The sequence below is a fragment of the Blastomonas sp. CCH1-A6 genome (genome assembly GCF_001556365.1).
Taxonomy (GTDB): Bacteria; Pseudomonadota; Alphaproteobacteria; order Sphingomonadales; family Sphingomonadaceae; genus Blastomonas; species Blastomonas ursincola.
The window spans coordinates 1-22,279 of record NZ_LSIS01000021.1 but is presented as its reverse complement, the minus strand read 5'-3'; the positions used below and the strand labels follow the sequence as shown (position 1 = coordinate 22,279).

The 22,279-nt window shown below is 65.5% G+C and carries 23 protein-coding genes, 1 tRNA gene and 1 pseudogene; 6 read left to right on the top strand and 19 right to left on the bottom strand.

Annotated elements, in window-relative coordinates; all coding sequences use genetic code 11:
* On the bottom strand, positions 1-1,067 hold a 1,067-nt coding region (locus tag AX735_RS00760; protein WP_066274262.1), incomplete at its 3' end, for a globin-coupled sensor protein.
* Between the two features lie 413 nt (positions 1,068-1,480).
* Here AX735_RS00760 and AX735_RS00755 point away from each other — a divergent pair.
* Entirely contained in the window at positions 1,481-2,884 is a 1,404-nt protein-coding gene (locus tag AX735_RS00755) for a S41 family peptidase (protein WP_066274257.1), read from the top strand.
* Between the two features lie 17 nt (positions 2,885-2,901).
* Here AX735_RS00755 and AX735_RS00750 read toward each other — a convergent pair.
* The 5 genes from AX735_RS00750 to AX735_RS00730 form a co-directional block, all read right to left on the bottom strand.
* Positions 2,902-2,978 (bottom strand) — tRNA-Arg (locus AX735_RS00750).
* Between the two features lie 75 nt (positions 2,979-3,053).
* Positions 3,054-3,563: a DUF1178 family protein gene (locus AX735_RS00745; RefSeq protein WP_066274255.1), complete on the bottom strand. Its 510-nt coding sequence runs from the start codon at positions 3,561-3,563 to the stop codon at positions 3,054-3,056.
* Positions 3,560-4,387, bottom strand: coding sequence for a carbon-nitrogen hydrolase family protein (locus AX735_RS00740; RefSeq protein ID WP_066274253.1), 828 nt, complete (start codon positions 4,385-4,387; stop codon positions 3,560-3,562). Before AX735_RS00740 ends, AX735_RS00745 begins: the two co-directional genes overlap by 4 nt.
* Before the next feature lie 16 nt (positions 4,388-4,403).
* The gene (gene grxC / locus AX735_RS00735) at positions 4,404-4,661 is read right to left on the bottom strand and encodes a glutaredoxin 3 (RefSeq protein WP_066274251.1); all 258 of its coding nucleotides are present in this window, start codon (positions 4,659-4,661) and stop codon (positions 4,404-4,406) included.
* 68 nt (positions 4,662-4,729) lie between these two features.
* Entirely contained in the window at positions 4,730-5,476 is a 747-nt protein-coding gene (locus AX735_RS00730; protein WP_066274248.1) for a ComF family protein, read from the bottom strand.
* A gap of 41 nt (positions 5,477-5,517) precedes the next feature.
* Between AX735_RS00730 and AX735_RS00725 the strand changes: the two genes are divergently transcribed.
* Positions 5,518-6,390, top strand: a complete 873-nt coding sequence (locus AX735_RS00725; protein WP_066274247.1) for a class I SAM-dependent methyltransferase — start codon at positions 5,518-5,520, stop codon at positions 6,388-6,390.
* 18 nt (positions 6,391-6,408) lie between these two features.
* On the opposite strand, the gene AX735_RS00720 is transcribed toward AX735_RS00725, so the two are convergent.
* Positions 6,409-7,782, bottom strand: a complete 1,374-nt coding sequence (locus AX735_RS00720) for a DEAD/DEAH box helicase (RefSeq protein WP_066274245.1) — start codon at positions 7,780-7,782, stop codon at positions 6,409-6,411.
* 133 nt (positions 7,783-7,915) lie between these two features.
* Positions 7,916-8,419, bottom strand: a complete 504-nt coding sequence (locus tag AX735_RS00715; RefSeq protein WP_137775352.1) for a hypothetical protein — start codon at positions 8,417-8,419, stop codon at positions 7,916-7,918.
* Between the two features lie 228 nt (positions 8,420-8,647).
* Here AX735_RS00715 and AX735_RS00710 point away from each other — a divergent pair, with 228 nt between their 5' ends.
* On the top strand, positions 8,648-10,084 hold the full coding sequence (locus AX735_RS00710) for an FAD-binding oxidoreductase (RefSeq protein ID WP_066274239.1): 1,437 nt from the start codon (positions 8,648-8,650) through the stop codon (positions 10,082-10,084).
* Between the two features lie 103 nt (positions 10,085-10,187).
* Positions 10,188-10,970, top strand: a complete 783-nt coding sequence (locus tag AX735_RS00705; RefSeq protein WP_066274237.1) for a SapC family protein — start codon at positions 10,188-10,190, stop codon at positions 10,968-10,970.
* 35 nt (positions 10,971-11,005) lie between these two features.
* On the opposite strand, the gene AX735_RS00700 is transcribed toward AX735_RS00705, so the two are convergent.
* The 11 genes from AX735_RS00700 to AX735_RS00650 all read right to left on the bottom strand — a co-directional run bounded on the left by AX735_RS00700 (position 11,006) and on the right by AX735_RS00650 (position 20,589).
* Positions 11,006-11,479: a molybdenum cofactor biosynthesis protein MoaE gene (locus tag AX735_RS00700; protein ID WP_066274235.1), complete on the bottom strand. Its 474-nt coding sequence runs from the start codon at positions 11,477-11,479 to the stop codon at positions 11,006-11,008.
* 1 nt (position 11,480) lies between these two features.
* Entirely contained in the window at positions 11,481-11,729 is a 249-nt protein-coding gene (locus AX735_RS00695; protein WP_066274233.1) for a MoaD/ThiS family protein, read from the bottom strand.
* Positions 11,730-11,735: 6 nt separating this feature from the next.
* Positions 11,736-12,746 carry a GTP 3',8-cyclase MoaA gene (moaA, locus tag AX735_RS00690; protein ID WP_066274231.1) on the bottom strand — a complete coding sequence of 337 codons (1,011 nt, stop codon included), beginning with the start codon at positions 12,744-12,746 and terminating at the stop codon, positions 11,736-11,738.
* 39 nt (positions 12,747-12,785) lie between these two features.
* A complete protein-coding gene (locus AX735_RS00685; RefSeq protein ID WP_060977833.1) occupies positions 12,786-13,307 on the bottom strand; it encodes a prolyl-tRNA synthetase associated domain-containing protein in 522 nt (173 codons plus the stop codon).
* A gap of 10 nt (positions 13,308-13,317) precedes the next feature.
* Positions 13,318-14,508: a serine hydrolase domain-containing protein gene (locus tag AX735_RS00680; RefSeq protein WP_066274229.1), complete on the bottom strand. Its 1,191-nt coding sequence runs from the start codon at positions 14,506-14,508 to the stop codon at positions 13,318-13,320.
* A 14-nt stretch (positions 14,509-14,522) separates the two neighbouring features.
* Positions 14,523-15,917: a cryptochrome/photolyase family protein gene (locus AX735_RS00675; protein ID WP_066274227.1), complete on the bottom strand. Its 1,395-nt coding sequence runs from the start codon at positions 15,915-15,917 to the stop codon at positions 14,523-14,525.
* Entirely contained in the window at positions 15,914-16,876 is a 963-nt protein-coding gene (locus AX735_RS00670; RefSeq protein ID WP_066274225.1) for a metal-dependent hydrolase, read from the bottom strand. The genes AX735_RS00675 and AX735_RS00670 overlap by 4 nt, the downstream gene beginning before the upstream one ends.
* A 4-nt stretch (positions 16,877-16,880) precedes the next feature.
* Positions 16,881-17,798: a cyanophycinase gene (locus AX735_RS00665; RefSeq protein WP_082750851.1), complete on the bottom strand. Its 918-nt coding sequence runs from the start codon at positions 17,796-17,798 to the stop codon at positions 16,881-16,883.
* Entirely contained in the window at positions 17,798-18,454 is a 657-nt protein-coding gene (locus tag AX735_RS00660; protein WP_066274220.1) for an HAD-IA family hydrolase, read from the bottom strand. The genes AX735_RS00665 and AX735_RS00660 overlap by 1 nt, the downstream gene beginning before the upstream one ends.
* Positions 18,451-19,554 carry a DUF2855 family protein gene (locus AX735_RS00655; protein ID WP_066274219.1) on the bottom strand — a complete coding sequence of 368 codons (1,104 nt, stop codon included), beginning with the start codon at positions 19,552-19,554 and terminating at the stop codon, positions 18,451-18,453. Before AX735_RS00655 ends, AX735_RS00660 begins: the two co-directional genes overlap by 4 nt.
* A gap of 117 nt (positions 19,555-19,671) precedes the next feature.
* Entirely contained in the window at positions 19,672-20,589 is a 918-nt protein-coding gene (locus AX735_RS00650; protein WP_066274217.1) for an SMP-30/gluconolactonase/LRE family protein, read from the bottom strand.
* Between the two features lie 119 nt (positions 20,590-20,708).
* On the opposite strand from AX735_RS00650, the gene AX735_RS00645 reads away from it, so the two are divergent.
* Both AX735_RS00645 and AX735_RS00640 read left to right on the top strand, forming a co-directional pair.
* Positions 20,709-21,713 carry an aspartate carbamoyltransferase catalytic subunit gene (locus AX735_RS00645; RefSeq protein WP_446471762.1) on the top strand — a complete coding sequence of 335 codons (1,005 nt, stop codon included), beginning with the start codon at positions 20,709-20,711 and terminating at the stop codon, positions 21,711-21,713.
* A pseudogene (locus tag AX735_RS00640) lies at positions 21,710-22,279 on the top strand (dihydroorotase); the annotation flags it as partial. The gene AX735_RS00645 and the pseudogene AX735_RS00640, both read left to right, overlap by 4 nt.

Here is a 22,279-nt window from a genome sequence, read left to right as displayed (position 1 = left end):
GAGCGCTGCGCAAGCGCCCGGACCTCGTTGGCGACGACCGCAAAGCCCTTGCCCGCATCACCGGCTCGCGCCGCTTCCACCCCGGCGTTCAGCGCCAGCAGGTTGGTCTGGAAGGCAATGCCGTCGATCACGTTGATGATCTTGGCGATTTCCTGCGCGGACCGCTCGATATCGTCCATGGCCGCGACCGCTTCCTTGACGACCGCACCGCCGCGCGTCGCGTCGGAATGCGCTTCGGCCACCGAGCGGTTGACATGCGCTGCGCCATCGGCGGTTTCGCGCACGCCCCCTGTCAGCTGGTCCATGGCCGCGGCGGTCTGCTCCAGCGAGGCCGCCTGCTGCTCGGTGCGCGACGACAGGTCGTCCGAAGCCTGGCTGATCTCGATCGAGCCGGTGTTGATGCTCTCTGCGGTCTGCGAGACCTGGGTCAGCGTTTCGCTGATCCGGGTGCGCATGAAGTCGAAGTCCTGCTCCACCTTGGCAAAGGCGGGCGGCAGGCCCTCGAGACGGACGGTGAAATCGCCTTTTGCAAGCGATTCCAGCGCCTGGCCGACTTGGGAGATGACGGCCAGGCGCTGGGCTTCCTCCGCACGGAAGTAGCTGGAAAGGGCAATATCCATGTCGAGCAGGGCACATTTGACCAGTGTGCCGATCACCTTGCCCAGATTGTTGCCTGCAAGCCGCGCCAGCGGCGAACTGGCGACAGCCTCATGGATCAGCTGTTCGAGCATCATGGCATAGCCGCCGATATACCAGGTCGGCGCAAGTCCGATCCTGGCGTGCACGCTGCCGATCTGCTCGGCCTTTCCGAAATAATTCTCGCCGATCTGGTTCGAGAAAAGTTGAACCCAATGGTTAAGCTGCTTGTCGCGAGCATGGTCCATGTTCTGCTTCGACTTGAAGAACTTGGCGACCTCGGGCGTTGCGGCGATCTTTTCGTAAAAATCGGCCAGAGCCTCCGGCGCGTGCTTCTGCAGCAATTTCAGTATGCGTGGAAAGCTCTTATAGTCTTTACTATCGATACCGAAGAAAGAAAGCCTGTCCTGATTTGCCGATGCCGTGTCCATGGCCCAATCCCCATTAAACTATGGGGTCGAATAAGTGCTTGTGTCGTAAACAAAACCCTAAATACGGTATAACTACGGTACGCCCGCAGGGGAGGAATATGGGTTAACGGACAGGATCGCCGGACCGTGCCGCCAGCGCCGTTTCGAGGCGCCCTGGCTTTCGCTCGCGCGAGGTGTCGGCACGGCGAGAGGCGGCGGCGCACGAAGCGTGATCCCGCCGGGCGGTTGCCGGTCTGCGAAAAAGGCTGGCCTCCGGGCTGAACCCGGCTCGCGCGCCCAGGTTGACACGCGATCGGCGCTGCGGCGATACAAAACCGCTATCCGGATGATGGACGACGATGCTCACCCCACCCCCTTTTCTCCACCGCCGCCTGCATCCTTTCCTGGCCCGCCTGTCGCTCCTCCTGGGGTTGATGGCGCTTGCTGGCGGCCCGCTCGAGGCCGCGACACCTTCGGCCAATCTCGCCGATTTCGACTGGATGACCGCAGCGATCGAGCGCAACTATTCGGGCTGGCCCACCAAGACCGGGGGCGGACGCAAGGCCGAACTCGATGCATTGACGACTCGTCTCCGGGCGCAGGTCGTATCAGGCGATGAGGCCGTCTTTCGACAGAGCCTGAAACAATGGCTCGCGTGGTTCGATGATGGTCATCTTCAGTTGCAATGGGCCGCAGCGCCGGAGTCGTCGCCATGGAAAACCCGGCGGCGCGCGCTCGACGAGCAGAGCGCGCTGGCCAGGCTGAACGCCTTGGGCACAGCGGCCGATCCGGTCGAGGGGCTGTGGTTGATCGACGATCGCTATCGTCTGGCCGTGCTGCGGCGCGACCGATCGGCAAAGGTGTTCGATGCCGTCATCCTGTCCACTGCGGCCGAGACCTGGACCCCCGGCGAGGTCAAGGCGGTGCTGACGCGCGCTGCCGATGGCAGCTATGCCCTGCTCTATGGTGCCGGCGACCGAACCGAGGTTGCGCTGCAGGCGCGCCTTCGCAGCAACGGCGATGTGCTGGACGTGGACGAGCTCGGCCATTGGCGGCGCGTGCAGGCGACCCCAGAAGCGCAGAAGGCGGCAGAACGCCGATGGCCCGGCGACGCATTTCTGCTCGAGCGGATAGACGACGCCACCCTGTATCTGCGCCTCCCCTCATTTCATGCCAGCCATCTCGATGCGATCCGCAAGCTGATCGCGGACAATGCCGCCGAACTGGAGCGGACACCGCAGCTCATCGTAGATGTTCGCGGCAATGGTGGTGGGTCCGACTTCACCTATGATCCGGTGCTGCCCTATCTCTATACCCGCCCGATCTGGCGGATCGGGGTCGAACTGCGCGTCAGCGCCGACAATGCCCGGCTGCGCGGCGAAACGGCGCGGACGCTGGAAAGCGCCTCGCCCGAGGCGGCGCGGCTGCTGGCGAGCGAGAGCCAGCGGATGCAATCGGCCAGCCAGGCGTTCCTGCCGCGCGAGCCAGCGGTGGAGATCCTCCGGTTGGACCAGGTGCTGCCCAATCCGGCACGCATTGCGGTGCTCATCGACCGCGCCGGAAGCTCGGCCGAGAATTTCATCATGGACGCACGGCAGAGCCGCAAGGTCGTGCTGATGGGGCAGGAGAATTCCGCCGGCGTGATCGATTATGGCGAGATGATGGGCATGCCCGCCCCCTCGGGCCGGTTCGAGCTCCACTGGGCCACCACGCGCTCGCTGCGGCTGCCGGGCGATCCGGTCGACCCGCACGGCATCGCGCCCGATGTCCTGATACCGGCGGATGTCGAAGACCCGGTCGCCCTTGCCGCCAAGGAGCTGGCGCGGCGGGTGGACTGATGCGGCACATGAGGAAATGGTGCGCCCGACAGGATTCGAACCTGTGGCCCCCAGATTAGGAATCTGATGCTCTATCCTGCTGAGCTACGGGCGCACTGCGGTGCGGTTTAGCCAAGCGGGGGCGGCAAGGCAATCGTTTCGGCAGCGCCGGTTTCGAACGATATTCGCGTCAGTTCTTGGCGTCGGGCGGGATGACCGGGAACGGCAGCGGCGCGACGGCGACGCCCTCCTCGACCAGCGCAGCGGCCTCGTCAGGATCGGCCTGGCCGTGGATCGGCGCATGGTCTTCCTCGCCATAATGCATCGCGCGCGCGCGGTCGGCAAAATCCCGGCCCACCCAGGTCGATTGTTCGAGCGCCTCCGCCTGCGCCTGGGCCAGCGCGTGCAGCACCGCCTGCAGCTTGGCGACCTCAGCGGGGGCTGGCGCGGAAGCGGGCGCATTGCTGATGCTGACGGGCGATGGCGTGCTTGGAGCATCGATCACCGCAGGCAGGCTGGCATCGCGCTGATTGCCCTTGGCATTCAGGCGTGGCGCCATAACCGCCTTGCCGACCTCGGTCGATCCGCAAAACGCACAGGCGATCAGGCCGCGCGCGCGCTGCTCGTCATAAGCCTGGCTGGAGGCGAACCAGACCTCGAACACATGGTCGTTCGCGCATTTGAGGTCGTAAACGATCATGGCCGCACCGCCTCAGCCACCGGCCTGCGGTTGGCGATGACGGGGACGCGCGAACGCACATCGGCGATGCGTGCCAGGTCGAGCTCGGCAAAGGCCAAGCCGGGTGCCTCGCCCATGTCGAGCAGGATTTCGCCCCAGGGGTCGATCACCAGGCTGTGGCCATAGGTGCTGCGGCCGTCCGCATGATCGCCGGTCTGCGCGGCGGCGACGACGAAGCACGCATTCTCGATCGCTCTTGCGCGCAGCAGCACATGCCAGTGCGCCTGTCCGGTGGGCACGGTGAACGCTGCCGGGACCGCGATGATGTCGGCTCCGGCGCGGCTCAGGGCCGCAAACACGGCGGAAAAGCGGATATCGTAGCAGATCGAAAGGCCCAGCACCGCTTCGGGCAACCGCACTGCGACCGCCTGCTCGCCGCCTTCATAAACGGCGGATTCGCGCCAGCTCTCGCCCGAGGCGAGATCGACATCGAACAGGTGGATCTTGTCATAGCGCGCGGCGATGCTGCCATCGGGCGCGATCACGAACGCGCGGTTGCGCCATTTTGCGTCGGGCGCATCGCCCTGTACCGCGAGCGAGCCCAGATGCACCCACAGACCATGTTCGGCAGCAGCGGTGCGGACCTCGGCGAGAACAGGATCCTCGCCCTCGCTGCGGATCGTATCGGCTGCGCGCGCACGATTGCGGTCGATCAGGTTCGACATTTCCGGCGTGAACAGCATCTCAGCGCCGCCCGCCTTCGCATCGCGCACCGCCTGCACCAGCGTGCGCGCATTGTCCGCAGGGTCTATCCCTGCTGTCATCTGCAGGACAGCAATCTTCATCGCAATCGATCCGTGGTCACAGCCCCAGCAGCGGGTCGAGCTTGCCCTCGCGGTCGAGCGCCGCCAGGTCGTCCGATCCACCGATATGCTGCCCGTCGATGAAGATTTGCGGCACGGTGGTGCGTCCACCGGCGCGGCGGATCATCTCGGCCTTGGGCTCGCCGCCCATTGACACTTCGGTCTCGTCGAAGTCCACGCCCTTCTTGCTCAGCAGCGACTTCGCCCTGAAGCAATAGGGACAGGTAAATTTGGTATAGATTTCGACCTTGGCCATGAATGCGTCCTCCGCCCCCGATATTTGGGCGTTTTGCGCGGAAATGCAACAGCCGCGCCACGGACCTGTCACATATCCGCACCCTCGTCGCCCTCGCGCAGCACCCGCGCCCAGCAGAAGATGGTCACGCTGGCCGCGCCCGCCTGCTTGAGCAACCGCACGCATGCGCGCGAGGTCGCGCCGGTGGTATAGACATCATCGATCAACAGCACGTGCCTGCCCCGGATGCGCTCGCGCCTGTCCTTGGGGATATCGAACACCCCGCGCACCGCCAGTCCGCGCTGCTTGCGTGTCATGCCCTTGAGCGGCGGCGTGGCGCGGATGCGGCGCAGCACATCGGTCTCGACCGTCAGGCCATGCGGCCTCGCCAGTTCGCGCGCGATCAGGATCGACTGGTTGAACCCCCGCCGCCACAGCCGCCAACGGTGCAATGGCACCGGGATCAGCACCAGATCGGTCTTGTCTTCGGGGATATGCCGCTGCAGATGCCGCGCGACCAGCCGCGCCAGGCCGATCTTGCCGCCATGCTTGAGCTTGAGCACGATCGAGCGCGACAGGTCGTCATAGAGCACCGCCGCCTTGATGCCATCGTGCAGCGGCGGATCGGCGAGGCATTCGGCGCAAACGAGGTCGGCATCGCGCCCTTCGGAGAAGGGCTTGCCGCACGATGTGCAACTGGGATCGCTGATGAAGCGCAGGGCATTCCAGCACTCAGGGCAGAATTGCAGGTCGTCCTCGACCAGCACGCCGCAGCCGGGGCAGCGCGGGGGCAGCACCAGATCGACCAGCGGGCGCAGGGCGGTGGCAAGCGACATGCCCCCTTGTCGCGCGGCGCGCGCATCGGCACAAGGCCGCGATGAACCAGGATAGCGCCCCCCGCCAGCTCTTCTCGCCGCAGCGCCGCCGCCTCGCGATGGCGCGCGGCGAACGGCTGGCGCGACAGACCGGCGCATTCCTTGCTGAGCATATGGCGGACGAGATCGTCGAGCGACTCTCGTGGGTGACGCGCGATTTTGGCGAGGCGCTGGTGCTGGGCATCGCCCCGCCCAGCCTGATGGCAGCCATGGACGCACGGGGCATTCGCGTGACGCGGGCAGGGCCAATCGGGACCAACGTGCAGTGCGACGAGGACCTGCTGCCCTTTGAACCGGCGAGCTTCGATCTGGTGATCGCACTCGGCACGCTCGACAGCGTCAACGATCTTCCCGGCGCGCTCATCCAGATCAACCGCGCGCTGCGCCCCGACGGGCTGATGATGGCGGCGATGATCGGTGCAGGCTCGTTGCCGCGTCTCAAGGCCGCAATGCTGGCGGCGGATGAGGCTGGCGGACGCGGTGTCGCCGCGCGCATCCATCCGCAGATCGACGTGCGTGCGGCGGGCGATCTGCTGCAGCGCGCGCGCTTTGCCATGCCGGTGGCGGACAGCGACACGCTGACCGTGCGCTATTCCTCGCTGCCCGCGCTGATCGCCGATCTTCGTGCGCATGGCTGGACCAATACGCTCGCCGCTTCAGGCCCAGCGATCGGAAAACTTGGGTTAGTCGCGGCGATGCAGCGCTTTGCCGAGGATACCGACAGCGACGGCAAGGCGCCCGAGCGGTTCGAGATGCTGTATCTCAGCGGCTGGGCCCCCTCGCCCGATCAGCCCAAGCCCGCACGGCGCGGCAGCGCGACCGCCTCGCTCGCGGGGCTACTCGACAAGGCACGCAAAGGTGACGCGGGAGAATAAGCTCGCGAGCGGTTGCGCTCAGGTCGTGCCGAAGCCAACCGACAGAAAGTCGGGCATCGGGCCGTTCCACCCATCGTCGGGACCGTCGTCGCGCTCCTCGCGGCGCGCCCGTGCGGGCTTGCGGCGATCGTCGCGCGTCTTTTCCGCACGCGGCTTCTCGTCACGCGGCTTTTCCTCGCGCGCCTTGCGTTCGGCGGGCTTGCGCTCATCGCTCTTGCGGGGCGCGCGTCCCTTGGCCGGCTTGTCGCGCGCCTTGTCATCCTGCACCGGTGCCTCGACGCCCTCGATCACGACTTCGGGAATGGTCGTGCCGATCAGCTTTTCGATATTGGCCAGCGCTTCGGCATCTTCCTCGGTGATAAAGGTGAACGCCTTGCCGGTCGCGCCGGCACGGCCCGTGCGACCGATGCGGTGAACATAATCGTCCGGATGCCAGGGCGCGTCATAGTTGAACACATGGCTCACGCCCTTGATGTCCAGCCCGCGCGCAGCAACGTCCGAGGCGACCAGGATGTTGATCGTGCCGTTCTTGAACTTTTCCAGCTCGGCCAGCCGCGCGCTCTGTTCCATGTCGCCATGAATCTCGCCGCTGTCGAACCCGCCCTGGCGCAGCGCCTTGTTGAGATCGCGTACCGTCGTCTTGCGGTTGCAGAAGATGATCGCGGTCTGCACGCCGGCATCGAGCATGGTGAACAGCGTGTCGCGCTTTCGCCGCGATGCGACGCGCACCTTGCCCTGCTCGATCGACGCATTGGCACTGCCGGTGCGCGCGACCTCGATCGACTTGGGGTTGTTCAGGAACTTGTCCGCCAGCTTCTTGATCGGCGGCGGCATGGTCGCGGAAAACAGCAAAGTCTGGCGCTGTGCGGGCAGCCGCGTGCAGATCGTCTCGATATCGGGGATGAATCCCATGTCGAGCATCCGGTCGGCCTCGTCGATCACCAGCAGGTTGCAGCCGGTGAGCAGGATGTTGCCGCGATCGTACAGGTCCATCAGGCGGCCCGGGGTCGCGATCAGCACATCGACGCCCTTTTCCAGCGCCTTGACCTGATCCCCCATCGACACGCCGCCGATCAGCAGCGCCATCGAGAGCTTGTGATACTTGCCGTATTTCTCAAAATTCTCAGCGACCTGCGCGGCGAGCTCGCGCGTCGGCTCGAGGATGAGCGAGCGCGGCATACGGGCGCGGCTGCGGCCCTCGGCCAAGATGTCGATCATCGGCAGCACGAAGCTCGCCGTCTTGCCCGTCCCCGTCTGCGCGATGCCGATCAGGTCGCGCATCATCAGCACCGGGGGGATGGCCTGCGCCTGAATGGGCGTGGGGGTGGTATAGCCGGAATCGGTTACGGCCTGGATCAACTTGTCGGAAAGGCCGAGATCGGCAAATATCATAGAATATCCGAAATAAGGGCAGCGGCGCGTCAGTTGTCGTCACGCCATTCATGCCGGGCCATCGGCCACGCAGGCGCCATGCGCAAACAAAGCCCGAAAGTCAACCTTGCTGCGCCGGAATCACGGGGCGAAATCAATCCTCAGGGACCAGCTGCCGCAGCTTGTTGACCTCGCACTTGCTGCCCGACCTGGCCTGCAGCAGATCGCGATCGACGCACAGCCGGCCATCGCCGCTGCGTTCCATGTAAAAGCCCTGATAGAATTCGCGCGCGCTGCACGATTTCTCCAGCTCGGCCTCGATCATCCGCTGGTCGCGCATGAACAGCACCAGCATGTCGTCGTTGATCACGCGCACGCCCGAGACATCGCGCATCGCCAGGCATTTGCCGACCTTGCGCCGTTCGAACTTCGGCGGCTCGGGCCTCGGCGCGCGCCGGGGCGGCGCAATGTCGGCCATCAGCGAAGAGCGCGAGAGCGACTGGCGCGGAACGCGGATGATGATCCGCTGCTCGATGCGGACCTGCGCGAGCACCTCGGGCCGCGGATCGAGCATCTCCCCCAGCTGCGCCGGAACGACGGGCTCCGTGTCGCCCACGGGACTGCGCCGCTCGTCTGCCAATGGCAGCGAACTCAGCAACAGCAACCCCAGCAAGGATTCGACATATGCCATGGCCGCGCGCGGCGAACCTCCAGACCCGTTTAGCCCCTGGCGCCCGGGTTAGTCCGAGCGATTGAACGGTGGATTAACGATGCCGTCTAGCCCTGATCAACCCTCGTTTTGTCGGGCACTGTGTCATTTTTACCACCGGCGCCATGGTATCCCAGCCGATTGTCGGCATGAGGCAGCAGGTGTATCAGGCGGGCCATGAACGACGCCCTTGAACGCCCCGAACTGACCGATCGGCTTGCCGCGCTGCTTGGCCCGAAAGGACTCACCACCGATGCGCACGACCTGGCCCCCTGGCTGACCGACTGGCGCGGGCGCTATCACGGCGCGGCGATGGCGATGGTCGCTCCCGCCAATACTCAGGAACTCGCCGAGATTGTCTGCCTGGCGAGCGAGACCGGGACGCCGATCGTGCCCCAGGGCGGCAATAGCGGCATGGTCGGCGGCGCAACGCCCGATTCCGGTGGCAGCGCCCTGCTGCTCAGCACGCGGCGGATGAACGCGATCCGCGCCATCGACCCTGGCGCGCGCACTGTCGTCGCAGAAGCAGGCGTGGTGCTGCAGACGCTGCACGAGGCGGTCGCCGCGCAGGGACTGCGATTCCCGCTCACGCTGGGCGGCAAGGGCTCGGCGACCGTGGGCGGACTCGTTTCGACCAATGCGGGGGGCACGCAGGTCCTGCGCCACGGCACGATGCGGGCGCTGGTCGAAGGGCTGGAGGCGGTGCTGCCCGATGGCTCGATCTATAACGGCCTCGCCACGCTCAAGAAGGACAATCGCGGTTACGACATCCGGCATCTGCTCGTCGGTGCCGAAGGCACGCTCGGCATCGTCACTGCCGCGACGCTCAAGCTCGTTCCGGCGCTGATCGACCGTGCGGTCGTCTGGGCCGGGGTGCGCTCGCCGCTCGCTGCGCGCGAACTGCTGCTGATGCTCGAGGCCCGAGCCGGCCGCGAAATGGAAGGTTTCGAGATCGTCCCCCAGCGCTGCCTCGCCAATGTGCTGCATCACATTCCCGGCACCCGTGCCCCGCTGGCCAGCGCGCATCCCTGGCATGTGCTGATCGAGTTCGCGCGCGATAACGCCGCCGCACCCCCGCCGCAGGAGCTGGCCGAAGCGCTGATGGCCGAAGCCTTCGAGCGCGACCTGGTGCAGGACGCGGCGATCTCGTCGAGCGAATCGCAAGCCGAGGCCTTTTGGAAGCTGCGCGATTCGATCTCCGAGGCCGAGCGTGCCGAAGGCCCGGCCATGCAGCACGACATCAGCGTGCCGGTGACCGACATGGCGCGCTTCATCATCGAGGCGGGCGCCGAGGTGGAGAACCGCTTCCCCGGCACCGAAGTGGCTGCCTTCGGGCATATGGGCGACGGCAATGTCCATTTCCACGTCGCAGCCCCCAAGGGATCGGACCGTGCCACCTGGCCCGAGCATCCTGGCAAGGAAATCAGTGGTTTCGTCCATGATCTGGTCGTGGCGGCGGGTGGATCGATCAGCGCCGAACATGGCATCGGCCAGATGAAGCGCGACGAGCTGGGGCGGCTGAGCGATCCTGCGCGCCTGATGGCACTCAAGGCCATCAAGCAGGCCTTCGATCCCAAGGGCATCATGAACCCCGGCAAGCTCGTTCCGCTTTGACGCCGCCATGGCGGCGAGTTCCTCTTGCGCGTCGCCTGCCAGCCACTTAAGGCGCGTAATCCGGTTTTACCGATAAAATCACAATGTCAGCGGAGAATATTTCATGGCCAGTGCGCCGCAAGCCACCAACCTGCCGGTCCTTTTCAACGACCTGGTGCCGCTCAATTCCCAGGACCATGCAAAGTTCCGCTCGCGGACGCTGGAAGGCGCGCATTTCCTGAAGAACCAGCACGCGATCCCGCTGACGGCCGAGGAATTCAGCCAGGCGCAGCGCCACTATCCGATCATCTTCTCGGCTGGCCCGGACCCGGTTCCGCTGGCACTGATGGGCATGAACGAAGGCGTCAACGTGTTCCTCGACGACGATGGCAAGTATCGCAAGCCGGCTTATGTGCCTGCTTATGTGCGCCGCTATCCGTTCATGCTCGCTCGCTTGCGTCCGGATTCGCAGGAGCTGTCGCTGTGCTTTGATCCGACCTGCGAAGCGCTGGGGGAGTTCGAGGAAGGCGAAGCACTGTTCGACGGCGATCAGCCGAGCCAGACCACCAAGAACATCCTGCAGTTCTGCGAGGATTTCGAGCGCGCCGTTCAGGGCACCGCCTTCTTCATGGAAGAGCTCAAGAAGCACGACCTGCTGATGGATGGCGAGCTGAAGATCGAGCACCCGACGCTGGCACAGCCTTTCGTCTATCAGGGCTTCCAGATGGTGAACGAGGAAAAGCTGCGCGAGTTGCGCGGTGACGAACTGCGCAAAATGAACCAGAACGGCGCGCTGCCGCTGATCTATGCGCACCTGTTCTCGCTGCAGAACATGCGCGACCTGTTCGCGCAGCAGGCTGCCGACGGCAAGGTGCCGAACCTTCAGATTCCTGCTGCGGTAAACTGATCTGCCAATCCCATCCGGGCGGGCTGGCTGAGCTGTCAGCCCCCGCCCGGATAGGCATCCCAGCGCGCGGCATCAGCATAGTCCTCGTCGCGCGGCTCGATCCAGGCCCTGCCACTCGCACTCGTCTCGCTCTTCCAGAACAGCGCGCGGCTCTTCAGATAATCCATCAGATAATCCGCCGCCTCGAACGCGGCCCGGCGATGCGCGCTTGCCGTCGCGACCAGCACGATCGGATCGTGCGGACGCATGTCGCCGACGCGGTGGATGACCAGCACCGCCTCGAGCGGCCACCGCTCGGCAACCTGATCAAGCATCGCTTCGATGCCGCGCTCGGTCATGCCTGGATAATGCTGCAGGCTGAGCGTTGTCACGCTGCCATCGCTACTCGAGGGGCGCACCTGCCCGGTAAAGGTGACGATCGCCCCGGAATCGATCAGCGTCTTGCGGAACGCGGCGATGTCCGCCTCGGGATCGAATGGCGCAGCGGCGATTGTGACGCGCCTGAGCATTTCACCCTCCGCTGACCGGCGGCAGAAAGGCGAGCTCGTCGCCATCCGCGACCATCGCATCGCGATCGACGATCGTGCCGTTCAGCGCATAGCGCACCCGGTCTTCCAGCAACGCGCTGCCGAGCAGCCTGTCGCCCGCCTCCAGCACGCCGATCAGCGCGGCCACGCTGTGCGGCTCGGACAGGCCGACGGACCGCTCGATCCCTCCCGCCAGATCACCCAGCCGCCCGAAGAACAGCAGTTTGGCCATTATCGGTCAGCCGCCGGTCATCGACATGTGCCGGGCAAGCGCGGGTGCGGCGCCCGGGGCATCGATATGGAAATCATGCCGCTCGGGCTTGGCACGGATCGCGCGCGTCAGCGCCGCGTCGAGCGCCGCATCGCTGTCCGGCCCGCGCATCGCCGCGCGCAGATCGACCCGGTCGTTCTGGCCGAGGCACATGTAGATCTGACCGGTCGCGGTGACCCGCACCCGGTTGCACCCGGCGCAGAAATTGTTGGTGAGCGGGGTGATCAGGCCTAGCCGCCCGCCGGTCTCGGCAATGTCGAAATAACGCGCCGGCCCGCCGGTCTTGTGATCGCTGGGCGTCAGCGTCCAGCGCTGCTCGAGCGTGTCGCGCACCTGCGGCAGTGGCAGATAATGGTCGAACCGGTCTTCCTCGACCTCGCCCAGCGGCATCACCTCGATCAGCGTCACGTCATGACCTTTGCCATGCGCCCAGGCGATCAGCGCAGGAAGCTCGTGCTCGTTGAGCCCCTTGAGCGCCACCGCGTTGATCTTGACCTTCAGTCCGGCGCGATCGGCCGCATCGATACCGGCAAGCACCTTGTCCAGCGCATCGCGCCGGGTGAGCCGTGCGAACAGGTCGCGGTCGAGCGTGTCGAGCGACACGTTGATCCGCCGCACGCCGGCATCGGCCAGAGCCGAAGCATGTTCGGCGAGCTGGGTGCCGTTGGTGGTCAGCGTCAGCTCGTCGAGCCCGTGGCCGATCTCGCGCCCTAGCCGCTGCACCAGCGTCATCACGTCGCGGCGCACCAGCGGTTCGCCCCCGGTCAGCCGGATCTTGCGCACGCCGCGCTCTATGAACGCCAGCGATAGCCGGTGCAGTTCCTCGAGGCTCAGCACCTGGGCCTTGGGCAGGAACTGCATCCGTTCGGGCATGCAATAGGCGCAGCGCAGGTCGCACCGGTCGGTGACCGACAGGCGGACATAGCTGATGCGGCGGGCAAAGCCGTCGATCAACGGGCGGGCGGCGACCTGGGTCATTCCGATAGCGTTATCGCATGCATGCGCCCGCGCCCACCATCAATTTTGTGACGGCTCGGCTGCGGGCGCCTTGTTCGGCACCGGGACGATCAGCGGCGCATGCCGCCAGCGCACCAGCAGCCGCACCAGATCGAGGCCCGAAAGCCCCAGAGTCGCCGTGTTGCGCAGCGGGTGGACATTGACACGCGGTTGCGCCGCCAGCACCTCGTCGAGCACCAGCTGCACCTTGCCCGCCTTGTCGTTGAACGCCGCAAGCGGCGTCACCGAACCGGGTGTGATGCCGAGCAGTTCGACCATCTCGTCCCCCGAGCCGAAGCTGAACCGCCCTGCCCCGACCAGATGCCGGAGCGCACCCAGATCGACCTGCTTTTCGGCGAGCACGGTGACCAGGTAGAACTGGCCGCTGGTGTCCTTGAGGAACAGGTTCTTGGTGTGCGCACCGGGTATGGCGCGCTCGATCGCGCTGCTTTCGAGCACGGTGAACACCGCCTCATGCTCGACCTGGTCGAAGGCGATGCCCGCAGACTGGAGTTCGGCATGGAGGCGGCTGTCATCGGTCATTCTGCGATCCTCAATTTGCCGCCATGGCGAGCTTCTGGAAGAACTGCAGCTGCGGCACGCGCAGATCGCCACCGCTTGCCTTGGGCCAGTTGCTCACCACCGCAACGACAAGGTTCTTCTGCGGCACGATCAGGATCGCCTGGCCGAAAATGCCCTGCCCGCCCCAGGCGCCGCCCGGATAGGTCCACCACTGATAGCCATAGCCGAAGCCCGGCAAACCGATCGGCGCCTGTTCCTTGCCCGCTTCGGCGAACCAGCCATCGGGAACCTGGCCCTTGCCGCCTTCGAGCGCGAACAGCCCCATGCGGGCATAATCGGCCAGCCGGATCGACAGGCAGCAGCCGCCGACATTCTGCCCCGCGGAATCGACCATCCAGAACAGGTCGCCCTCGAAGCCCGCCGGCTTGACGATCTTCTCCTGCGCATATTCGGTCAACGTCTTGCCCGTCGCACGCTGGACGATCACGCCGATCAGGTTGGTTTCGCCCGTCTTGTACACCCATTTGGTACCCGGCTCGGCCTCGCGGGGCAGCGTCTTGAGATAGGCGGTATTGGGGTCCTCGCCCGGCCCAACGGGCACCGAGAGCATCTTCACGACATCGCTGTTCGGGTCGGTATAATCCTCGTTCCACTTGACCCCCGAGGTCATGGTCAGGATCTGCTTGACGGTCACGCCGTCATAGCCGCTGCCCTTGAGTTCGGGGACGTATTTGGTCACCGGATCATCGATCGAGGCAATCAGGCCGTCCTTCACCGCCGCGCCGACGAGCGTCGAGGTGAAGGACTTGGCGACCGAGAAGCTGGTCCAGCGATCTTCAGGCTTCATCCCCAGCCCGTATTTTTCCAGCCGGACCTTGCCGTCCTGGATCACCATCAACCCTGCGACATTCTGCGCGGCCATAAACGCATCGACATCGGCATCGCTGATCGCCAGAGGTTCGCCCTTGGGCAGCGCGCGCGGGGTGCCATGCTTCGCGGTCGTGCCGGGGAACTGCGCCTCCATGGCGCGGAAATTGGCAGCGCGCTGCGCATCGGACCAGAACAGGATCTGCGCGCCGGCGGTGCGCACCTTCTCCAGCTCCGCCGCGCTCATCTGCGTGATCGGCTTGACCGCCGGGGCCGCCTCATCCTTCGCCAGCGCCACACCGCCCGCGCCGATCGCCAGCGCACAAGCCGCCGCCAGAGTTTTCCAGACCCGCATAACCTTCTCTCCTCTCATGCCTTTATCTTTCCGTGCGCTGCGAGCGCTCGTTCTCTGGCTTCCTTATGCCCGATCAGTTTCTTGGGATAGCCCTTCACATAGTTGCCCGCAGCCTCGGGATCGTGGATCGCCTTGTCGGACAGACCGGCGAGCTCGGGCACCCATTGCCGGATATAGCCCGCCGCATCGAACTTCTCCGACTGGGTCAGCGGCGCCATGATCCGCACGAACATGTTCGAATCGACGCCAGTGCCCGATGTCCATTGCCAGTTGGTCGCGTTGGAGCCGTAATCGGCATCGACCAAAGTGTCCCAGAACCACTTTTCGCCCTCGCGCCAGTCGATCAGCAGATGCTTGATCAGGAATGAGGCGGTGACCATGCGCACGCGGTTGTGCATCCATCCGGTCGCCCAGAGCTGGCGCATCCCGGCATCGACCAGTGGATAGCCGGTGCGCCCATGCTGCCACGCCCTGATATCCGCCGCCACGTCCGGGTCGGACGGATCGCGCCAGGGGAATTTGTCGAAGCCGTCGCGGGCATTGGCCTTGGCATAATCGGGATATTGCAGGATCACGTTCTGCGCATAATCGCGCCAGACCAGTTCCTTGAGGAAGGTCTCGACCGAACCGCCCGCTTCCATCGCCGTATGCCAGACGGTGGCAGGCGAGATCTCGCCGAAATGCAGATGCGGCGACAGGCGCGAGGTGCCCTCGACCGAAGGCAGGTTGCGCTGCTCCTCATAGTGCTTGGCGCGGTCCTGAAACTGCTCGAGCCGCTCCGCAGCCCCCGCTTCGCCCGGTGTCCATTCCTCGGCAAAGCCCTTGGCCCAATCAGGCTTGGTCGGCAGCAGGTCCCAGTCGCCGAGCGTATCGCTCTCGGGCCATGCCTGCGGTGCATCGAGCCTTTTCGGCGCGGGCACCGGAGCGGGCGGCGGCATGTGTTGCGCCAGCGCGCGCCAGAAGGGCGTGTAGATCTTGTAAGGCTGGCCGCTGCCCGTGGTGACCGATCCGGGCGGCATCAGGTAATTGCCGTGATGGCATTCGAGCGCACAGCCCTCGGGCAGCTTGTCCTTGAGCGCGCGCTCCGCATTGCGCCACCACGGTTCGTAATGGCGCAGGCAGTGGATCGCGGCCGCGTCGGTTTCCTTCGCCAGCTTCGCCAGTACCTCTGCCGCGACGCCGCGCTTCAGGATCAGACGCGAGCCGATCTTTTCCAGATCGGTCGCCAGCGACGCCAGGCTATGATGCAGCCACCAGCGCGACGCGCCACCCATCTTGCGATGCTTGGGCGTCTCGTCGTCGAGCACATAGACCGGGATCACGGGTCCGGCCTTGGCGGCGGCGGCGAAAGCGGGCTGGTCGGCAAGGCGCAGGTCGCGGCGCAGCCAGACGATCACGGGGCGGGTCATGGATTGTCCTTCACATCGACTGTGACCGTGAACCGGTCGGCAATCGGCGAACTGTCGAAGCGCGCATCGCGCAACACCACTCTCTTGCCCCCCGATATGTCGGTCAGCCGTGCATATGGCATCCGCGCCCAGAACAAAAAGGCCCGCGCATCAGCATTTTGTGCGGCGGCGCGCGCGACCCAAGGGCTGGCCATGTTGGTTGCGGCGCTGCCCGGCTGCAGCGTCAGTGCTGACGTGCCCAGCGCGTCATAGGCCCCGCGCCCGATCATCGCATCGCCGCGCCACAGCATCGCGCGCTGCCAGAACAGCACGGGCACCGCATTGGCGATCACCAGATCGGGAGTGATGCCGCGTTCGGCCTCCAGCCTCTGCGCCACCTGCGCTTCGGCATGGCTCGAGAGCGCATAGTTGCCCGAGATGTAGAGCAAGGCCAGAACCAGCACCGTTTGCGCGGGCCGTTCCCAGCCCGGACGGCCTGTTGCCTCCCATTTGCGCGACAGCCAGATGCCGAGCGGCAGGGTCGTCCACAGCACCGCATCGACGATGAACAGGGTATCGCCATAAAACCAGCGCGGCGCGAAGGGTTCAAGCAGGCGGATGCCGTAATTGTTGAGATAATCGAGCGCCGGATGCGATAGCGTGCCGATATAGGCGAGCAGCAGCAGCGCCCCTGGTCGGACAGGCAGGCGATTGCGCGGACGCTTGCGCCGCCGCACCTGCCAGCGATCGAACCAGACCATCGCCACCGTGAGCAGGATCGGCAGCACCAGCAGCGCGATCGGCCCATGCGTCACGCCGCGCCGCAGCGCAAGCGACTGGGTGCCGAGCACGCTCAGCACCGCATCGATATCGGGCAGGTTTGCCCCGATGATCAGCGTCGGCACCGCGAGCCCGGTCAGGCGCTTGAGTCCCGCCTGGCCCAGCGCCCATCCGGCAAGGCTGTGGGTGAAATTGTCCACGCGGTTATTCCTTCATCGCTGGGAAGCGCGCGAAGCGGACATTTTCCATCACCGCATTGTCGCAGGACCGATGCCCCTCTGACGGATCAACGACAGTGATGGTGCCACGCCCCACCGGAATGCCGGTCTCGTGCCCGATGTCGAAGACAAAGGCTGTGTCCTCGTCGATCCCGATCCCGGTCACCGCGTCCGCTTCGATACAGGCCACCGCCCGAACGAGCCGCGTCAGCCGCGCGCGCTGGCTGAAATGCTGGTCGAACACGATCCCGGGAAGAAAGCCGAGGCCACGCCCCAACACCAGTGGCACGTCGCGGGCATCCTCGGCCTTGCCGTCGCAATCCTTGAAATCGCGCGAGACCGGAGCCGTCAGCGCCACCTCGGGGCTGCCGCATCCGATCATGTGCTCGCCCATCACAGCCGCACCCGCGCTGGTGCCCCCGATCACCGCTCCCTTATCCAGCCGTTTGCGGATGGCGGCCAGCATAGGTGTATCGCTGCCATCGGGCTTGATCAGCGCTGCCATGATCCGCAGCTGGTCGCCGCCCAGCATCCAGATCAGGCCTGCTTTCTCGATCTTGGCAATCTCTGCTGGATCGCTGCCGCCCGCATTCCAGCGCGACTCGTCGACGTCCGGCGTATCGGGATCATCGACCAAGGCTATGTACGCCGTGACGATGCTGGCGGGATCAACGCCATGTGCGGCAAAGGCCTTGGCAGCGCGCGGAACCGATCGACCGATAATGCCCGAAGCAGCGGGGATGATGACCACATCGGGCGCGTCGGCTGGCATGGCCTTGATCATCGCGCGATACACATCGGCATTGTCGTCCGCCAATGCCCCGCCGACCACGACAACGGTTCCCCGCTCGGCCTGAGCCGGGACCGCCACCATCGCCAACAGGATTGCCCCCCAAAACCGCATCAGCCGGGCCAGCCTTCCGGACGGCCCAGCAGTGCGCGCAGATCGGCCAGCGCCTGATCCTCGCCGCTCACCTTGATCGCGGCCATGCCCAAAGCCGCCGCGGGTTTGCAATTCACGCCCAGGTCGTCGAGATAGATGCACGCATCCGGTGCTATCCCAATCGCCTCGCACATCATCGCGTAGATGCGCGGATCGGGCTTGCGCACCCCAGCCTTGCTGCTTTCGATGACATGGTCGAACCGCGCCATGATTGCCGCGATCTCGGCGGCGCGGGCATCGTCGAACACCATCGCCGATCCCTTGCCCGCGCGGACATTGTTGGTGATGCAGCCGATGGTCAGCCCTTCGGCCTTGAGCGCATCGAGCGCCGCGACCATGCGAGGGCGCACATCGCCCGCCAGGCAGGAGATGACATTGCTGCCCCGGATCGCCAGACCCAGCGCCGCCGCTTCTTCGGCAAAGGCAGTATCGAAAGCGGCGGCATCGATCTCCGCGCGCTCGAACTTCGCCCAGGCATTGTCGTCGGGATTGGTCGCGTTGATCCGCCGTACGCAATCGCGCGGCAGGCCGCGCTCCGCTTCGAGCCGGTTGAACGCCTCGAAGGGCGACGAGGTGATGACCCCGCCGAAATCGAAAATGACCGCCTGGAAGCTCATGGAATAATGACCAGCCCCGTCCTCGCATCGGCCTTGCCCGCGACCGTTTCGGCATAGGCGGCGAGCGCGGCCTCGGCGCCCTGGCGCTTGTCGATCGACAGCAGTTTCGGGGCCAGATCGGCAAAGCCGAGCCAGGCGGCTTCGAGCTTCTGGCGGAAGCCGTCCGGGCCCCATTCGGCGATGCGCTTTTCGCTGCGGCCCGGTGCGAAGAACATCTGGCGCGGCGGGCCGGCGATGGCCCCTGCGTCATCATTCGCATCCCAATGCGACTTACCAACCACGATCGAGGCCTTCAGCGCATCGGCGAAATGGTTGTGGACTGCGGCTGCGACCTTCGGGTTGCCCGCCATATCGACCATCGCGCTCGGAACGGAGGCGTCCATCGCGCCGATATCGTCATAGGCGACGACGCGGTCGTACAGGCCGAGCGATTCGACATAGGCAGCGTTGCCCCCGCTCGTCAGGCCCACAACCTGCGGACCGCTGCCGCGCTGCTTAAGCGCATGCGCAAGGCCGATCGCGGTCTTGCTCGACGCGCTCGCCACCAGGATTTGCTGCGCAGCATAATCGCCCTCGTCCTCGAGCTGATCGGCGATCAACCAGCCGGTGAGGAACAGCGGACGGAAGACCGGCCAATAATCATGGTGCTCGGCGCGATAATCGCCCAGCGCGTCGAGCCGCTGGTACTGGTTGTAGATGATCGGCAGCGTGCTGCGCCGCGGGGTCATGTCGGTAAAGCCGTTCGCGCTCACCCGGCCCGGATGCAGCACCGCATGGCTCGCCATCGGGTAATAGCCGTAATATTGCGTCCCCAGCGGCATGTCGGGGTGGTTGCTGCGGCTCACCGTGGCAAAGCCCCAGACCGGCAGCCGCCCCGGCGCTTCGCGCTCGGCGAAGAAATCCCAATAGCCCTGATCGTTGCCGAACAGCCCGAGCGGCTTGCCGAACACGGCATAGGTCACGTTGTTCGCGGTCATCGCGTAGAGGTCAAGCTTCACCTCGATCGCGCCTTCGGGCAGGTCGGCCTGCGGCTCCTCGACAATGCGAGCGTCAGCGATGGTGTCACGGTCGATATCGATCGCCCAGCGTTGGTCGGTCATGGCGTTTTCCCTCAATCCAAGAATTCCAGTCTTCGTCATCCCCGCGAAGGCGGGGGTCCCGCTTGTCCCATCGTGCACGACCGCAAAGCGGGACCCCCGCCTTCGCGGGGATGACGATCAAGCGTTTAGATAATGCAACTTCGCCCCACCGCGCGGCCAGTCCATCTTGACCAGCCTGCCAGTGCCTGAAAGCGTGATGTACGCGGTCTTCAGGTTCGGCCCGCCGAAGCAGATATTGGTCGTGAACGGATCGTCGGTGGCGACGAACTCGACCAGTTCGCCTTCCGGTGAGACCACCGAAATGCCGCTCTGCCCGATGGTCGCGACGCAGATATTGCCCGCGCCGTCGACCGCGAGCGAATCGAAGAACGTGTATCCCGACGGGCTGTAGAGAAAGGTGCCGCCCGGCCCGAGCAGCCCCTGGCTGAACGCGATCTCGCCGGGCGCGGCAATGTCATAGGCCCAGAGCTTGCAGGTATAGGTCTCCGCGACGTAGAGCCGCTTGCCGTCGGGCGAGAGGCCGATGCCGTTGGGGTTTTCCATCGGGAAGATGACCTCCTTGAGCAGCGAGCCATCGGCGCGGGCGTAAAACACGCCGGTCATGTCGCGCTCGCGCCGCCGGGTCTTGCCGTGATCGGTGAACCAGAAGCCGCCGGCATCATCGAACACGATGTCATTGGGCCCGCGCAACGTGCAGCCGAAATCGCCAGACTTGTAGAGCGTCTCGACCGTGCCGGTCTCGAGGTCCACACGCTCGATCCTTCCGCCGGAATAATCGTCGGGCTGACCATGCGGGATGAGCAGCCCGGCGCGCTCGACATAATGGAAGCCGCCATTGTTGCAGACATAGAGCTTGCCATCGGGACCGATCGCCGCGCCATTCGGGCCCCCGCCCAGCTGCGCCACGACATGCTGCGTGCCATCAGGCGGGACGCGCGTGACGCAGCCGCGCTCGATCTCGACCAAAACGACGCTGCCATCTGGCATCGCCACCGGCCCTTCAGGAAAGCGCAGGCCTTCGGTTACGAGTTCCATCCAGAATCCCTCTCGCTTACATTCTTGTCAGCGCATCATTGCGACAGTCAGCTCCCCTGTCCACAGCAGAAAACGCGGGCTTGAGCCAAAGCCGATTCGGTCCTAGACGCTCGCCTTTAATGACATCGCCGAACACCCCCTCCGCCCGCCGCCCTGCCAGCGATTATCCGCCCGGCAGCATGGCCTTTCCGCACCGGCATCTGCTGGGAATCGCGGGGCTCCAGCCCTGGGAGATCGAGTTCCTGCTCGACGAGGCCGAGCAATGGGTCGATCTCAATCGCCAGGCGACCAAGCATGACGACCGGCTCGCAGGCCTCACGCTGATCAATGCGTTTTTCGAAAATTCGACGCGCACTTTGCTGTCGTTCGAGATCGCGGGCAAGCGCCTGGGCGCGGATGTGGTCAACATGCACGCCGCGCAATCGAGCGTGAAAAAGGGCGAGACGCTGATCGACACGGCGGTGACGCTCAATTCCATGCGCGCCGATGCCATCGTGATCCGCCATGGCAGCTCGGGCGCGGTGCAACTGATCGCCGACAAGGTAGGCTGCCCGGTGCTCAACGCCGGCGACGGCACGCACGAGCACCCGACCCAGGCGCTGCTCGATGCGCTGACCATCCGCCGCCGCAAGGGGCAGATCGCCGGGCTGCGGGTCGCAATCTGCGGCGACATCCTCCACAGCCGCGTCGCGCGATCGAACATGATCTGCCTTTCGACCCTGGGCGCGGACGTGCGCGTCGCAGGGCCGCCCGCGCTGATGCCGCCTGCGGTCGAATCCATGGGCGCGACGCCCTGCCGCAGCTTTGCCGAGGCACTCGACGGTGCGGATGTCGTGATGATGCTGCGGCTGCAGAACGAGCGGATGCAGGGCCAGTTCATCCCCTCGCCGCGCGAATTCCGTCATCTCTACGGGCTGACCGATGCGAAGCTGGCGCTGGCCAAGCCCGATGCGCTGGTGATGCACCCCGGGCCGATGAACCGGGGGATCGAGATCGACAGCCATATCGCGGACAATGTCCAGCGCTCGGCGATCACCGACCAGGTCGAGATGGGTGTTGCGATGCGCATGGCGTGCCTTGACGTGCTGACGCGCAGACGCCGCGGCGTGGAGGGCTGGGCATGAGCAAGACCCCGCTGGCTCCGCTGAGCATCGTCAATGGCCGCCTGATCCTACCGGGAGAGGGCGAGCCGGTCGAGGGCGGTATCCGCGTGCTGGGCGACCGCATCGCCGAGATCGGCAGGATCACGCCGAGCGCGGACGACCGCGTCCACGACGCGAAGGGCGCGCTGATCGCGCCCGGCCTGGTGGACCTCGGCGTGTTCGCGATCGACCTTCCCGCCTTCCATTTCGGCGGCATCAGCCGTGCGGCGCTGATGCCCGATCAGAACCCGCCGCTCGATCACCCGGCGCGCGTGCGCTTTGCCGCCTATTCGGGCAAGCCGGATTTCTGGGTGCACCCTCTGGCCGCCGCGACGCGCGACCTGGCGGGTGCCGAGATGGCCGAGATCGCGCTGATGCAGGAGGCGGGCGCGCGCGCCGTCGCCACCGGGCGACGCTGGATCGTCGATACCGGCGTGATGCACCGGCTGATGCAATATTGCGCGATGCTGGACCTGCCGCTGATCGTGCATAGCCAGGACCATGGCCTGTCGGGCACGGCGGTGGCCACTTCAGGCGAGATGGCGACC